This window comes from Flavobacteriales bacterium, from assembly GCA_016779935.1.
Lineage (GTDB): Bacteria > Bacteroidota > Bacteroidia > Flavobacteriales > UBA7312.
This window is the reverse complement of record JADHMQ010000001.1, coordinates 184,142-198,872: the sequence shown is the minus strand read 5'-3', so window position 1 is coordinate 198,872 and position 14,731 is coordinate 184,142. Positions and strand designations below refer to the sequence as shown.

Genomic DNA, 14,731 nt, shown 5'->3' with positions numbered 1-14,731 from the left:
GGGGCAAATATACTTTAAATATAGATAGTTTAGAGTAATTTCTGCTTGTAGTTTTGTATCTTTAACCCTTAGATTTAACTCTATGGAAATTACAAAATGTCATATTCAAGGATTACTAACTATTGAACCAACTGTATTTGGTGACAACAGAGGCTATTTTTTTGAAAGCTTCAATAAGTACAAATTTGATACTGAAGTACCTACTGTTACTTTCGTTCAGGATAACCAATCCATGTCACACAAAGACGTGTTAAGAGGATTACACTTTCAAAACCCACCCTTTGAACAAGGAAAATTAGTTCGAGTCATTCAAGGAAGTGTGTTAGATGTTGCTGTAGATATTCGTAAAAACTCACCAACTTACGGACAATACAAAAGTATCCTGCTTAGTGGAGAAAATAATTTACAGTTTTGGATACCCCCTGGTTTTGCCCATGGCTTTCTAACACTTGAAGATAATACGATTTTTAGTTACAAATGCACTGGCCCTTACTCCAAAGAGTCTGAAGGATCAATTTTATGGAACGACGAGGACTTAAATATAGATTGGAATGTTTCTTCTCCTATTGTTTCTGAAAAAGACCAACTAGCCCAAAACTTTAAACATTTTAAAAGCCCTTTCTAAATGAAAAAATACATCACTTTCAGTTCAATAGTTCTAGTGTCTGTACTTATTCTCTCTCTTTTTACCTTTTCATCAAAAGAGCATGCAGATAATTTATCAATTCTTGAGAATCTCAAAGAAAAGTACTCAATTTTTGCCCTACCAAAACCTGTAAACAATCTTTATTTTGCGAACGAAAGAGCACCAATAGAAAATCCTGATATTTGGGAAAGGTATGATAAAGAACTTCTAAAAAATACTTATTGGCAATCCAACACCTTGCTACTACACAAAAGAGCTGCTAAATACTTTCCTATAATTGAGCCTATTCTTAAAGAAAACAATATTCCTGATGATTTTAAATATTTGGCATTAATAGAAAGTGGCTTAGAAAACGTAACCTCACCAGCCGGTGCAAAAGGATTTTGGCAAATCATGAAATCAACGGCTACAGAATTCGGACTGGAGGTGAATTCAGAAATTGATGAACGTTATCACCTAGAAAAATCCACATTAGCTGCCTGTGATTTTTTATCTTCTGCCAAAAAAAAATTTGGGAGTTGGACCTTAGCTGCAGCTGCCTACAATATGGGTAGGTCAGGACTTCAAAAGCAACTCGACAGACAAAAATGTGAGGGTTATTATAATTTATTGTTAAATGATGAAACTTCTAGATATGTATTTAGAATTTTAGCCATCAAAGAAATTATTGAAAACCCAAAAAAATATGGCTTTCAATTTAGAAATGAAGACCTCTATAAAAATATACCAACATATACTGTAAAAGTAGATTCAAGCGTTGGTAGTTGGGCAGACTTTTCAAATAACTTAGGTTTAAATTATAAAATTTTGAAAATTCATAACCCTTGGTTAAGGCAAAGTTACTTAACCAATGCCTCTAGAAAAGTTTATGATATTAAGATTCCCTTAAGCGGGGCTTACAATTTAAACAATCAGAAAACAAGTTCAGAAAGTAACCCTTTAGATGAGTAAAAGTAAAGAAACACTTCAAATATTTGGAGCGAAGGAGCATAACCTTAAAAATATTGACATTACTATTCCTAGAAATGAATTGGTAGTCATTACAGGCTTGAGTGGCAGCGGAAAATCATCACTTGCTTTTGATACTATTTATGCTGAAGGTCAAAGAAGGTATATTGAAACGTTTACCGCTTATGCTAGACAATTTCTTGGCGGTTTAGAACGTCCCGATGTCGATAAAATCAGTGGTCTCTCCCCTGTTATTTCTATTGAACAAAAAACGACTAATAAAAACCCACGCTCTACAGTAGGAACAATTACTGAAATTTATGACTTTTTAAGATTACTTTTCGCAAGAGCATCTGATGCATATTCTTACAATACTGGTGAAAAAATGGTTTCTTACACCAATGATGAAATTAATGACATCATTACAAATGAACTAAGTCAAGAGAAAACCATTATCCTTGCCCCTGTTGTTATTTCAAGAAAAGGACATTATAGGGAACTTTTTGAGCAAACTGCCAGACAAGGTTTTTTGAAAGTAAGAGTCGATGGTGAGCTAACCGAAATAACACCCGGAATGAAGCTTGATCGTTTTAAAACTCACGATATTGAAATTGTTATCGATAAGCTTATCATCAAAAAAGAAAATGAAAAACGCTTAAAACAATCCATAGAAACCGCTATGAAGTACGGAGATGGATTGATAATGACTCTTAATATTGAAAGTGGTAATGAACGTTATTTCAGTCGTCACTTAATGTGTTCCAAAACAGGCATTTCTTATGCACAACCAGAACCAAACAGTTTTTCATTTAATTCTCCGAAAGGGGCATGCTCAAAATGTAACGGCTTAGGCGTTAAGTCAGTTATTGATAAAAGTAAAATCATTAATGAAAATCTAAGCATCAATAATGGTGGCCTAACTCCCATTGCCAAGAATGCTAATACATGGATTACTGGTCAGATTGAAACTATTGGAAGAAAATACAATTTCACTTTATCCACACCAATAAAAGATATTCCTAAAAAAGGGATGGACGCTATTCTATATGGATCAAATGAAACATTTGATGTTGAACTAAAAGAAGCTGGACTTAGCAAATCGTATAAAATTAACTTTGAAGGGATTATCAATTTCATTGAAGACCAATTCAAGAACTCATCATCCACAAAATTAAGACGTTGGGCAAGTGAATTCATGATTAAAAAAGAATGTAAAAAATGCAATGGTTCTCGATTAAAAACGGAATCATTATTTTTCAAAATAGATGAGAAAAACATCTCTGAAGTCGCTGAGATGGATATCATTGAACTAAAAAAATGGATTGATAGTCTAGAGAGCAAACTCAATGAAAAACAAAAAATAATTGGTAACGAAATTATCAAAGAATTAAGCAAGCGAATACAGTTTCTAATAGACGTTGGTCTAAATTATCTTTCTTTAAACCGTTCATCAAGAAGCATTTCAGGTGGTGAGAGCCAAAGAATTCGACTAGCTACACAAATAGGTTCTCAGTTAACAGATGTTCTCTACATTTTAGATGAACCAAGCATTGGATTACACCAAAGGGATAATCATAAACTCATTCAATCTTTAAAGAAACTACGAGATATTGGTAATTCAATCATTGTGGTAGAACATGATAAGGATATGATTCTATCCGCTGACCACATTATTGATATTGGACCTGGCGCAGGAATTCATGGTGGGGAAATTATTGCTCAAGGAAATATCAAAGAGTTTCTTTCTAAAGGTTCTTTAACAATAGACTATCTAACAGGAGTACAATCGATTCAGCCAAACTCTAAACGAAGAAGTGGTAATGGCAAAAAACTATCAATAAAAGGAGCAAGAGGAAACAATCTCAAAAACATTAATGTTGACTTCCCACTAGCTAAATTTATAGGAGTAATAGGCGTTTCTGGTAGTGGAAAAAGCACATTAGTAAATGAAACACTATATCCTATTCTCAATCAGTATTTTTATAATAGTGTAAAAAAACCTCTTGAATATGATTCTATAAGTGGACTAGAACACATTGATAAAGTCATTGAAGTTGACCAGTCGCCTATTGGGCGAACACCTCGTTCAAACCCCGCTACATATTCTGGTGTATTTTCAGAGATAAGAGCCCTTTATACTAATCACCCAGAATCAAAAGCAAGAGGGTATAAAGTTGGTCGATTTTCATTCAATGTAAGTGGTGGCAGATGTGAAGACTGCAAAGGTGCTGGCGTAAAAACTATTGAAATGAATTTCTTGCCTGATGTATATGTCAATTGTGAAAGCTGCAATGGTAAACGCTACAACAAAGAAACCTTAGAAATAAGATATAAAGGAAAATCTATTTCAGACGTTCTAGAAATGACTCTCAACCAAGCCTTAGAATTTTTTGATAATCATCCGAAAATTAAACGACAAATAAGTGCTTTAGTAGATGTTGGATTGGGCTATGTAAAACTCGGACAACAATCCACTACTCTTTCAGGTGGTGAATCCCAAAGAGTAAAACTAGCTAGTGAATTGGCAAAGAAAAGTACTGGAAATACATTTTACATTCTTGATGAACCCACAACAGGACTTCATTTTGAAGATGTAAACGTACTTCTTCAAGTAATAGAAAAAATAGTAAATAAAGGAAATACAGTGGTCGTTATAGAACACAATCTTGATGTTATAAAAATGACTGACCACATAATTGAAATTGGCCCTGATGGTGGTAAAAATGGTGGCAATGTAATAAATACAGGAACACCTGAAGAACTTATACAATCAACAAAAGGGCATACGGCACCTTTTCTTAAAGATGAATTAATAAACTAACACATATAAAACATGAAGAAAAAAATTGAAAAAGCGTTTAAATTAAAAAGTTGGAACGAAATTAAGACAAATGATTCTTGGCAAATTTTTAAAATAATGGCTGAGTTTGTTAAGGCATTTGAAACACTATCAAAAATTGGACCTTGTGTGTCAATTTTTGGTTCAGCACGTACTAAGCCGGAAAATCCTTACTATAAACAAGCTGAAGAAATAGCTGAAAAATTAACAAAAAAAGGATATGGAGTAATAACCGGTGGTGGTTTTGGTATTATGGAAGCTGGTAATAAAGGCGCAAAACAAGGTGCTGGAAAATCTGTTGGATTAAACATTGACCTTCCATTCGAACAAGAGGCAAACAGCTTCATAGATAACGACAAACTCATTAACTTCGACTACTTTTTTGTGAGAAAAGTGATGTTTGTAAAGTACGCACAAGGTTTTGTTGTAATGCCTGGTGGTGTTGGAACCTTAGATGAACTTTTCGAAGCTATTACGCTGATACAAACAAAAAAGATAGCTCCTTTTCCAATTGTTTTGGTCGGAAAAAAATATTGGAGTGGATTAATTGACTGGATAAGAGAAGTAATGCTAGCAAAAGAACAAAATATTAGCCCAGAAGATTTAGACCTTTTTAATCTAGTAGACACAGCTGATGAAGCCGTTGAATGTATTGACAACTTTTATTTTAAATATTTGCTGAAGCCAAACTTCTAGTTCATAATAGAAATTTTCTTAGTTTTACAGACGATCACAACTAATAAGAATTTAGATGAAAAAATTCGTTTCAACAGCAATTTTAAGTACTTTAATTACGCTTGCGTGGGCACAAATTCCAGACCCAGAATATATACCCTCTGAATACCAATCTGGAGTTTCAGAAAATTCTGAAGACAGTGTTTCAAACCAAGCTTTAGATACTGATGCTAATCCTAATGAGCCTAAAAAACTAGAACCAAAACTATATATTGGCTTTGGTAATTTTAACTTTAGAGGAGATATTTCTGACACACGTAATTCAGGACTTATTGGGCAATCAGGGTTTCAAATTGGTTTAGCTGCTAGTTTAAATGAGAATTTAGATGCAGCATTAATCATGCAAGAAGGTGTTGTAAGAGTAGATGGCATTTCCAGAGATGATTTACCAAAAAACTTCAAGAGTACACTAAATTCAATTGGTTTTAGATTTAACTATAATTTAAATAAATCTAGTTCACAAAATAAACTGACCCCCTACATTGGTCTAGGTTTAAACTATCTAAAATTTGACTCAAAGGGCTCAAATGATGATAGTAATAATGAATATGAAATTGATTTACTAGGCGACTGGCTTTTAAACCCTGAAAATACAGAGGCATATAGCCAAACAGCAATAGAAATTCCCGTCACTTTAGGAGTAAAATTTAAGATAAACGATAGATTAAACCTAAACTTTAGTTCTGCATATCACTATACAAATTCTGATTATATTGATAATATTGTTGATGGCTCATCAGATAAATACTTCGTTAATTCAGTACATGCAGTTTATGACTTATACTGTAAAAACTGTGAAGAAGAAGATTACGTTCCTCAAGTGCACGACGACTATCTAGTAAATTTCGAAAGCTTAGACAGAGAAGATGAAGATGGTGATGGAGTTCCAGATATTGACGACTTTTGTATAGGCACACCATCAAGAGTTAAAGTGGATGCCGTTGGTTGCCCTATTGACACAGATAATGATGATGTTCCAGATTACCTAGATAAAGAACCAAATACTCCTAAAGGAGCGGTAGTTAGTGTTAATGGAGTTCAGCTAACAGACAAAATGAGTGAAGCTATTTATTTAAATTACCTAAACGCAACATCTAGAAAAGATGCATCATCTTATTTTGATGAAAACTACCCTACTGATAAATTCATTAAAATTACAAAAGAGGTCGTAAATATTGAAGGAGATACACTATTAGTAGATATTTTCAAACCAAAAGTTTTCCAGCAAATTTTTGAACAACAAAAAGAATTTGAAGAAACAATAACCCCTTCTCAATTCGTTGATTTAAACTCAAAAACATACTACAAAATCCAAATGGCTAAACATTCAAAAGGAATGGATGCTTCAGAGATAAATAGATTAATGAGTATCAGCAACATTAAGAGTACTATCGAAGGCGATCATACTTCTTACTACTCTGGTGAATTCGAGGATTTAATGAAGGCTTATCAACGTCAAAAACAACTAATCAATAGTGGTTATTCAAATACCTATATTGTTGAAGACAGACAAGGTGATTTGAGAAAAGTAACCTCTGAAGAGATTAAAAGAGAGAAAAACTTAAGAGCATCAGCTAAACTTGAAGACTTACCTCCACTTCAGGATATCGTATTCCGAGTTCAATTGGATGTATTAAAAGAAGTTGACCTTGATTTCTATGATTTAGATGAATTAGTCATCTTTGAAGATAATGAAGGATTCAAGCATGTATTTACTGAAGGTTACTCATCGTATGAAGAAGCCCTAGAAAGAAGAAATGAGCTTTACTTCATGAGCTATGAAAACGCTAAAGTTGTAGCTATCAAAGAAGGTGAATTAGTAGATGCTAAAGAATATATGGATATCGGTTATACTGAAGAAAACGCATCAGTATATGGTGATGTAATCTTTAAGGTACAACTTGGGATTTACAGTAATAAAGAAGTTGTAGAAATTGCCAAAATAAATGAACTGGAAGGTGTTGAGAAAACAGAAATATCAGATGGTATTTTCAGATATACTACAGGCACATTTACAAACATTCAGGCAGCTATGCTAAGACTTGAGAAAGTAACTAAAATGGGCTATGACGGATGTTACCCAATTGCATTCTACAATAATGAGCAAATATCTATCAAAAAAGCTAAAGAATTAATTGGTTTATAATCCTATATCAAAATTATAAGCAAATAAAAAAGCGACTATTCAGTCGCTTTTTGTTTGCTTAGTTTTTTAGAGCCATCATACATTTCGTATTTTAAGAAACGACACTCTAAATTGCCATTGAATATTTTAATTCGTCTAGTATGCTTTAGATGTATACTATTAACGGCTTCCAAATCGGATGTAATTAACCATGCTGAGCAACCGGCATAATTCTTTTTAAAGGTATCCCCAATACTCGCATAAAGCTCATGAGTGTCCACATTTAGTCGTTCGCCATATGGTGGGTTAAATAATATAGTTCCACCATTAGGAAGCAACTCAGGCTTTCTCACAAAATTAGATCGCTTAATCTCAATAATATCATCAAGCATAGCATCTTTAATGTTTTCCTGTGCTTTTCTAACTGAAGCAAAGGCTCTATCACAACCAATAATCCTACCCTCGAAATCAGAGACCTTTTTCATGGAAACTTCTTTAATCTTTTCCCATAAAGGTTCATCAAAATCATTCCAATTCATAAAACAGAATTTCTTTCTATGAAGTGCTGGAGGAATGTTACAAGCAATCATAGCTGCTTCAATTAAAATCGTTCCAGAACCACACATTGGATCTAAAAAGTCACTTTGTCTATCCCAATCACTAAGTAAAATCAATCCTGCTGCTAACACTTCACTAATAGGAGCCTCATTAGTTGCATGCCTATACCCTCTTTTATGAAGAGATTCTCCCGAACTATCAAGAGACAATGTGCATTTGTCGTTAGACACGTGAATATTAATTCTGATATCAGGATTTTTAGTATCAACATCAGGTCTTCTCCCCTTAGTTAAATTTCTAAAATAATCAACGATAGCGTCTTTTACTTTAAGAGCTACATAATGACTATGATTGAAAAAATCAGAGTGAACCACAGCACTTACAGCTATAGTATTATCAACACTTATATATTTTTGCCAATCAAGTTCTAGAGCTTTTTCATACAACTCCACATCCTTTCGAGCAGTAAAGTTAAAAACTGGCTTAAGAATTCGAATAGCAGTTCTTAGATTAAGATTTGCTTTGTACATAAAGCCAATATCACCAACAAAACTAACGGCTCTATTTAAAACTTCAACATCCATTGCCCCTAACTGCTTAAGCTCATCTGCTAAAACCTCCTCTAAACCGAGTTGAGTTTTAGCAATCATCCGAAAGTTATTTCTTGTAATATTTATCATTGGGCGAAGTTAGTCAAATAATACGTTAATAAATTTATATTTGAGGAATGAAAAATTGGTTCGACACTTGGTTTAACAGCCCATACTATCACCTTCTTTATAAAGACCGCGACTTTAGTGAAGCTGATAAATTTATCTCTAATCTAATAGAGCAATTAAACCCCTCTCCTAATCATTCTTTCTTAGATATTGCATGCGGTAAAGGCAGACACTCTGTATCTATTAATGAAAAAGGATTTAAAGTAGAAGGAATAGATTTATCAAAGGAAAGTATAGATTACGCCAACTCATTCTCTAATGAACGCCTTCATTTTAATGTTCATGACATGAGAAAAGTCTACAAAAAAGAAGAGTTTGACTTTATCCTAAATCTATTCACAAGTTTTGGCTATTTCAAGAGTGATAAAGAGAATGAAGATGCTATAAAAGCCATGTCAGAGAACCTTAAAAAGGGAGGCCGAATAGTCATTGACTTTATGAATGCAAAAAAAGTCATTTCCAATTTAGTTGAAAAAGAAGATAAAAAAGTCGAACATCTTCTGTTTAAAATTAACAGAAAAGTGGAAAAGGGCTACATCATAAAAGACATAAAATTCGTCGATAATAATCAATCGTATCACTTTGAGGAAAAGGTTAGAGCTCTGACACTGAACGATTTCAAAGATTTAGTAGATAAAGCCGGATTAAAATTTATAAATTTGTGGGGTGATTATGATTTTAATGACTTTGACGCAATTAATTCACAACGACTAATATTACTTTTACAGAAATGAGTTTAACCAACTATATAGTTCTTTTTCTCTCAGTTTTTATAGGAGCATTTATTGCTTTCTATTTTAAAAACATCTCAAATAAAACAACAAAATTGTTGATTTCGTTCAGTGGAGCATATTTGTTTTCTATAACTGTTCTTCATCTTATGCCTGAGACATTTAATAATGAGAATAACCATGTCATTGGTCTTTTCGTTTTAATTGGTTTTTTCATTCAAATAATACTAGAACACTTTTCTCAAGGTGTTGAACACGGACATGGACACATCCATGGAAGTATACCAATTAGTATAATGATAGGCTTGTGTATTCACTCATTTATTGAAGGAATGCCTTTAGGAACACCACACCACAACCATGTAAATGCCCACACTCACGACTCTCTACTTTCTGCAATTGTATTACATAAAATACCTGTAGGCATTGTCCTAACCCATATGCTCATACAAAGTAAAATGAGTAAAGCTAGAATATTTCTTTTCGTAGTAATATTTGCTTTAACAACACCTCTTGGTTCTTTTTTTAGTCAATACATTAGTAATATTTCAGGTTATTACCATGAAATAATGGCAATCGTAATTGGAATTTTTCTTCATATTTCTACTACAATTCTTTTTGAAAGCAGTGAAGGACATCACTTCAATAGTCAAAAAATATTAGCTATTATATTAGGAACAAGCATTGCCCTATTAAGTACATTCCTATAATGAAAAGGGTAGTTATCACAGGATGTCCTGGTAGTGGTAAAACTAGTCTTATAGACGAGTTAAAACAAAAAGGTTACCCTTGCTATGAAGAAGTTTCAAGACAGCTTATTAAACGAATGGAAATATCAACATCTTTCAAAGATTTTAACTTTGAAGATGAAGTCTTTAACCATAGAAAAAAAGATTTTTTAGATGCATCAAAAGAACTTCAATTCTACGATAGAAGTATGATTGATAACTTAGCTTATTTGACTAAAAACAAGCTTACCATTTCTGAAAACATGCACAAAGATTGTAAACAACACAAATACTTTACAAAAATTTTCATTTTACCCCCTTGGCATGATATTTATGAAACCGACAATGAAAGGGTTGAAGATTATAAGGAAGCCGTTGATATTCATAGTTATCTGATAGAAGCTTACACCAAATACGACTATTCTTTAATAGAGGTTCCAAAAACTACACTAGAAGAACGAATTGATTTCATTCTAAATAGAATCTAATTCATATCTTCGTAAAGATGTTAAGTCCAGAAAAAATATTGAAACAATATTGGGGCTTTGATTCTTTTAGAAGTTCTCAACTTGATGTTATTCATTCAATTCTTGAAGGTAATGACACTCTTGTGCTATTACCTACTGGAGGAGGAAAGTCCATATGCTTTCAAGTCCCTACTATGATGATGGAAGGTATTTGTATAGTTGTATCACCTCTTATAGCCCTTATGAATGATCAAGTTAATACACTTAAATCTAAAAACATTAGAGCTGTTGCTATTACATCTGGAATGTCTCATTCTGAATTAGATATCACTCTAGATAACTGCATTTATGGAAACTATAAGTTTTTATACCTCTCTCCAGAACGTCTGGAAAATGAAATGGTGAAAGTGAGGCTTGAAAAAATGAATATTAACCTCATAGCTGTAGACGAATCCCATTGTATTTCAGAATGGGGCTATAATTTTAGACCATCGTACCTCAAAATTTCAAACATTAGAAAGATAAGCGACGCTCCAATAGTGGCTTTAACGGCTTCAGCAACAAAAACTGTTGTAGAAGATATACAAGAGAAACTAGAGTTTAGAACTAAAAAAGTTGTTAAAAGTAGTTTTTACAGGAAAGAACTTTCATATGTAGTACTTGATCAAGAAGAGAAAGATAGTAAGATTATTCAGGTTTTGAACAGAGTAAAGGGGTCAGCAATAATTTACTGTAGAACTAGAAAGGAAACTAAGAGAGTTCACACTCTTTTATCAGAACATGGGATTTCATCCCATTTCTATCATGGAGGCTTAGACATCGTTGATAGAGAGTCAAAACAAAAACAATGGCTACTTAATCATGTCAGAGTTATGGTAGCTACCAATGCTTTTGGAATGGGAATTGATAAGCCTGACGTCAGACTCGTTATACATAACTTCATCCCTTCTTCTTTGGAAGCATATTACCAAGAGGCTGGAAGAGCTGGAAGAGATAAAAAACTTTCCTATGCTATCGTAATATGCAATAAACTAGATGTACACGAATTAAAAAAAGACATTGAAAATCATTATCCTGATATTGAAGAAATAAGGAATGTCTATCAACAATTAGCAAACTACTATGGAATTGCAAGTGGTAGCGGACAGTACTCTGAACACCCCTTCCACATTAGTGAGTTCTGCGAAAAATATTCTTTAAATTATCTCAAAACGTTTAATACGCTCAAACTATTAGAAAGGGAAGAATATATTAAGTTAAGTGAAGCAATAAATCAACCTTCACGAATACATTTTAAAGTTTCTCATTCTGAACTATACCAATTTCAAATTGCTAACAAAGCGTATGATTTAATGCTTAAAATATTGCTTCGTTCATATGGAACGCTATTTGAAGCCTTCACAAAAATACAAGAGAGCATTATTGCCAAACGAGCACAACTCACTACCCAAGAAGTAAAAAGCCTTTTGAAGAAATTAAAGGAAATGGATATTTTGGATTATATACCACAAAACAGCAACCCCAAAATACTATTCCTAAAACAAAGAGTTGAAGCAAAAAACCTTAGCATTTCTAAAGAGTCTTTAGTAAAGAGAAAAAATAACGAAGAATATAAAGCAAATTCGGTTATAGAGTATGTCAGCAATCAACACTATTGTAGAAGTAGCTTTCTTCAAGATTATTTTGGAGATGACACTTTGGAGAAATGTGGAAAGTGCGATGTTTGCCTTGAAAAAAACAAGTTGAAAATCAGTAACCAAGAATTTGATATCATTATGAATGCCATAAAGGAATTGATTGAAAAAGAGCCTATGTCGGTTGATCAAATCATCTTAAAAATTGTAGAATTTAGAGAAGATAAAATGATAGAAGTATTACAGTTTTTAAGTGATAACGGGCAAATCGCATTTAACGAGGAAAAGAAACTGTATTGGGTATCATAAAAAGTGTAATTTCGTCAACATATGAAATCAAACCTTAGAATTGTGTTCATGGGTACTCCAGAATTTGCTACCCATTCCTTGAGATTGCTCATAGAATCTGGATATAATGTGGTTGGTGTGATAACTGCTCCAGACAGACCATCTGGTAGAGGACAGAAAATCAACTATTCCTCAGTGAAAGAATATGCTGTTGAAAAGGGTTTATACCTTATGCAACCCACAAACCTAAAAGATTCAGATTTTATAGAAGAATTAAAAACCTTGAAGGCAGACATTCAAGTCGTTGTGGCATTCAGAATGTTACCTGAAATAATCTGGAATATGCCATCCATAGGCACACTTAATTTACACACTTCATTATTACCAAAATACAGAGGTGCTGCACCCATTAATTGGGCAATCATAAACGGCGAAAATGAAAGTGGTGTAACTACTTTTTTCATTGAAAAAGAAATAGACACTGGAAACATCATCTTACAAGAAAAAGTAAGTATTGAGAAAGATGACAATGCTGGGCAACTTCACGATAAACTAATGGACGTTGGTGGTAAATTAGTTTGTAAAACTATTGACAAAATAAGTAAAGGCACTACCGATGGAACTAGCCAAAAAGGGAAGGCAACACAAGCACCAAAAATATTTAAAAAAGACTGTAAAATTAATTGGACAGATAGCTTAGAAGACATTCATAATTTTATTAGAGGGCTTTCTCCCTACCCAACTGCTTGGACATTTATTGATGAAGAGCAGAAAAAAAACATAAAAGTTTTCAAATCTTCTATCGAAAAAGTAAGCCATTCTGAACGTGTGGGAAAAATCTTTACGGATGGAAAAAATGAATTAAAAGTAGCAGTAAATGGTGGTTATATTCACCTTCATGAAATACAGCTTTCTGGAAAGAAAAAAATGAAAACCCATGACTTTTTAAGAGGTTATCGGTTTGACGAGGATTTAATTTTAAAATAATGAAAGCCTTAACACATCATTTATTAAATCTTGTTACTGACAGAAGAAAAGAGCTGTTTCTTTCAAACTTAGAAAAGAGAACTAAATACATAACGGTAGTTCTAGAAAATATTTACCAACCGTTAAATGCTAGTGCAGTATTGCGATCTTGCGATTGCTTTGGCATTCAAGATGTACATGTTATTGAAAATTACAACGAATTCTCGCCGGATACAGAAGTAGGTATGGGAGCGTCAAACTGGTTAAGCATTAATCGGTACAATAAGAAAAAAATAACACAGAAGAATGTATTGCATTGCTTAAAAAATAAGGCTATAGAATTGTAGCCGCCTGTCCAGATAGCACTAAAAAACCAATTGAAAAGTTTGATTTATCAGAAGGTAAAACAGCCCTATTTTTTGGTGCCGAAGTTGATGGACTAAGCAATACTGTACTGGAATCAGCCGATGAATGCATTACCACTCCCATGTATGGCTTTACTGAAAGCTTTAATTTATCCGTATCGGCAGCCATTTACCTATATCAAATGCGAATGAAATTAGAACAAAAAACAATTGACTGGAAACTAAATGAAGAAGAAAAAGACCATATTCTTCTCAACTGGTTGCGTTATAGTATTGACCAATCTGAAATTGTAGAAAAAGATTTTATAAGAAATCGATTAAGGAGCTAACCGTTCTATTTTCCATTCTTCACCCTCAAGACTGTATACAAATCTATCGTGCAAACGGCTAGACCTACCTTGCCAAAATTCAATTTTATCAGGAACAATACAGTATCCACCCCAATGAGGAGGGCGAGGTACATCATCAGAGTATTGAGAAGAGAAATCTTTTACATTTTTAACTAAAATCTCTCTTGACTCGATTACAGAGCTTTGAGGAGATGACCAAGCACCAATTTTACTATCATAAGGACGGCTTTGAAAGTAGTCATCAGAAGCCTCAACTGGCAACTTTTCAATACGCCCACTAACTCTTACTTGTCTTTCTGATTCATACCAAAAGAAGTTCATACAAACAAAAGGATTACTTTCAATATCTTGTGATTTCTGACTATTGTAGTTAGTAAAAAAGTTGAATCCTTTATCATCTAAATCCCTTAATAAAAGCACTCTTGAACTAGGCCTACCTTCAGGATTTACTGTCGAAAAAACAAAAGCATTTGGTTCAGAAACCTGTTTAAGAGCATCAGTCATCCATAATTTAAAAAGTTCAAAAGGATGGGTAGTCAAATCGTCAAAATTCAACTCATTTTTGACGTAATCGGTTCTGATATTTTTAATACTTTTCATATATCAAAATTACCTATTTTTGTTGAGCTTAA

The 14,731-nt window shown here is 33.2% G+C and carries 12 protein-coding genes and 1 pseudogene; 11 read left to right on the top strand and 2 right to left on the bottom strand.

Going from position 1 to position 14,731, the window contains the following annotated elements:
• The first annotated feature begins 82 nt into the window (after positions 1-82).
• The 5 genes from rfbC to ISP73_00915 are packed head-to-tail and all read left to right on the top strand — an operon-like array spanning position 83 to position 7,314.
• On the top strand, positions 83-625 hold the full coding sequence (rfbC, locus tag ISP73_00935) for a dTDP-4-dehydrorhamnose 3,5-epimerase (protein MBL6657152.1): 543 nt from the start codon (positions 83-85) through the stop codon (positions 623-625).
• Complete coding sequence (locus ISP73_00930; GenBank protein ID MBL6657151.1) at positions 626-1,597, top strand: lytic transglycosylase domain-containing protein; 972 nt, start codon at positions 626-628, stop codon at positions 1,595-1,597.
• Positions 1,590-4,415, top strand: a complete 2,826-nt coding sequence (gene uvrA / locus ISP73_00925) for an excinuclease ABC subunit UvrA (protein ID MBL6657150.1) — start codon at positions 1,590-1,592, stop codon at positions 4,413-4,415. The genes ISP73_00930 and uvrA overlap by 8 nt, the downstream gene beginning before the upstream one ends.
• A gap of 12 nt (positions 4,416-4,427) precedes the next feature.
• Positions 4,428-5,129, top strand: a complete 702-nt coding sequence (locus tag ISP73_00920; GenBank protein ID MBL6657149.1) for a TIGR00730 family Rossman fold protein — start codon at positions 4,428-4,430, stop codon at positions 5,127-5,129.
• 55 nt (positions 5,130-5,184) lie between these two features.
• Positions 5,185-7,314 (top strand): outer membrane beta-barrel protein, encoded by a 2,130-nt coding sequence (locus tag ISP73_00915; GenBank protein MBL6657148.1) that lies wholly within the window; start codon positions 5,185-5,187, stop codon positions 7,312-7,314.
• Positions 7,315-7,349: 35 nt separating this feature from the next.
• Here ISP73_00915 and ISP73_00910 read toward each other — a convergent pair whose 3' ends face one another.
• Entirely contained in the window at positions 7,350-8,501 is a 1,152-nt protein-coding gene (locus ISP73_00910; protein MBL6657147.1) for a class I SAM-dependent RNA methyltransferase, read from the bottom strand.
• Between the two features lie 77 nt (positions 8,502-8,578).
• Between ISP73_00910 and ISP73_00905 the strand changes: the two genes are divergently transcribed.
• The 6 genes and pseudogenes from ISP73_00905 to ISP73_00880 all read left to right on the top strand — a co-directional run bounded on the left by ISP73_00905 (position 8,579) and on the right by ISP73_00880 (position 14,078).
• A complete protein-coding gene (locus tag ISP73_00905) occupies positions 8,579-9,304 on the top strand; it encodes a class I SAM-dependent methyltransferase (protein ID MBL6657146.1) in 726 nt (241 codons plus the stop codon).
• Positions 9,301-10,011 (top strand): ZIP family metal transporter, encoded by a 711-nt coding sequence (locus tag ISP73_00900; GenBank protein MBL6657145.1) that lies wholly within the window; start codon positions 9,301-9,303, stop codon positions 10,009-10,011. The genes ISP73_00905 and ISP73_00900 overlap by 4 nt, the downstream gene beginning before the upstream one ends.
• A complete protein-coding gene (locus ISP73_00895) occupies positions 10,011-10,517 on the top strand; it encodes an ATP-binding protein (GenBank protein MBL6657144.1) in 507 nt (168 codons plus the stop codon). The genes ISP73_00900 and ISP73_00895 overlap by 1 nt, the downstream gene beginning before the upstream one ends.
• A gap of 17 nt (positions 10,518-10,534) precedes the next feature.
• Positions 10,535-12,439: a RecQ family ATP-dependent DNA helicase gene (locus ISP73_00890; protein MBL6657143.1), complete on the top strand. Its 1,905-nt coding sequence runs from the start codon at positions 10,535-10,537 to the stop codon at positions 12,437-12,439.
• 21 nt (positions 12,440-12,460) lie between these two features.
• A complete protein-coding gene (locus tag ISP73_00885) occupies positions 12,461-13,405 on the top strand; it encodes a methionyl-tRNA formyltransferase (GenBank protein ID MBL6657142.1) in 945 nt (314 codons plus the stop codon).
• Positions 13,405-14,078: pseudogene (locus tag ISP73_00880) on the top strand (RNA methyltransferase). Before ISP73_00885 ends, ISP73_00880 begins: the two are co-directional and overlap by 1 nt.
• On the opposite strand, the gene pdxH reads toward ISP73_00880, so the two are convergent.
• Positions 14,067-14,699, bottom strand: coding sequence for a pyridoxamine 5'-phosphate oxidase (gene pdxH / locus ISP73_00875; protein ID MBL6657141.1), 633 nt, complete (start codon positions 14,697-14,699; stop codon positions 14,067-14,069). The pseudogene ISP73_00880 and the gene pdxH sit on opposite strands and share 12 nt — an antisense overlap.
• Positions 14,700-14,731: the final 32 nt, after the last annotated feature.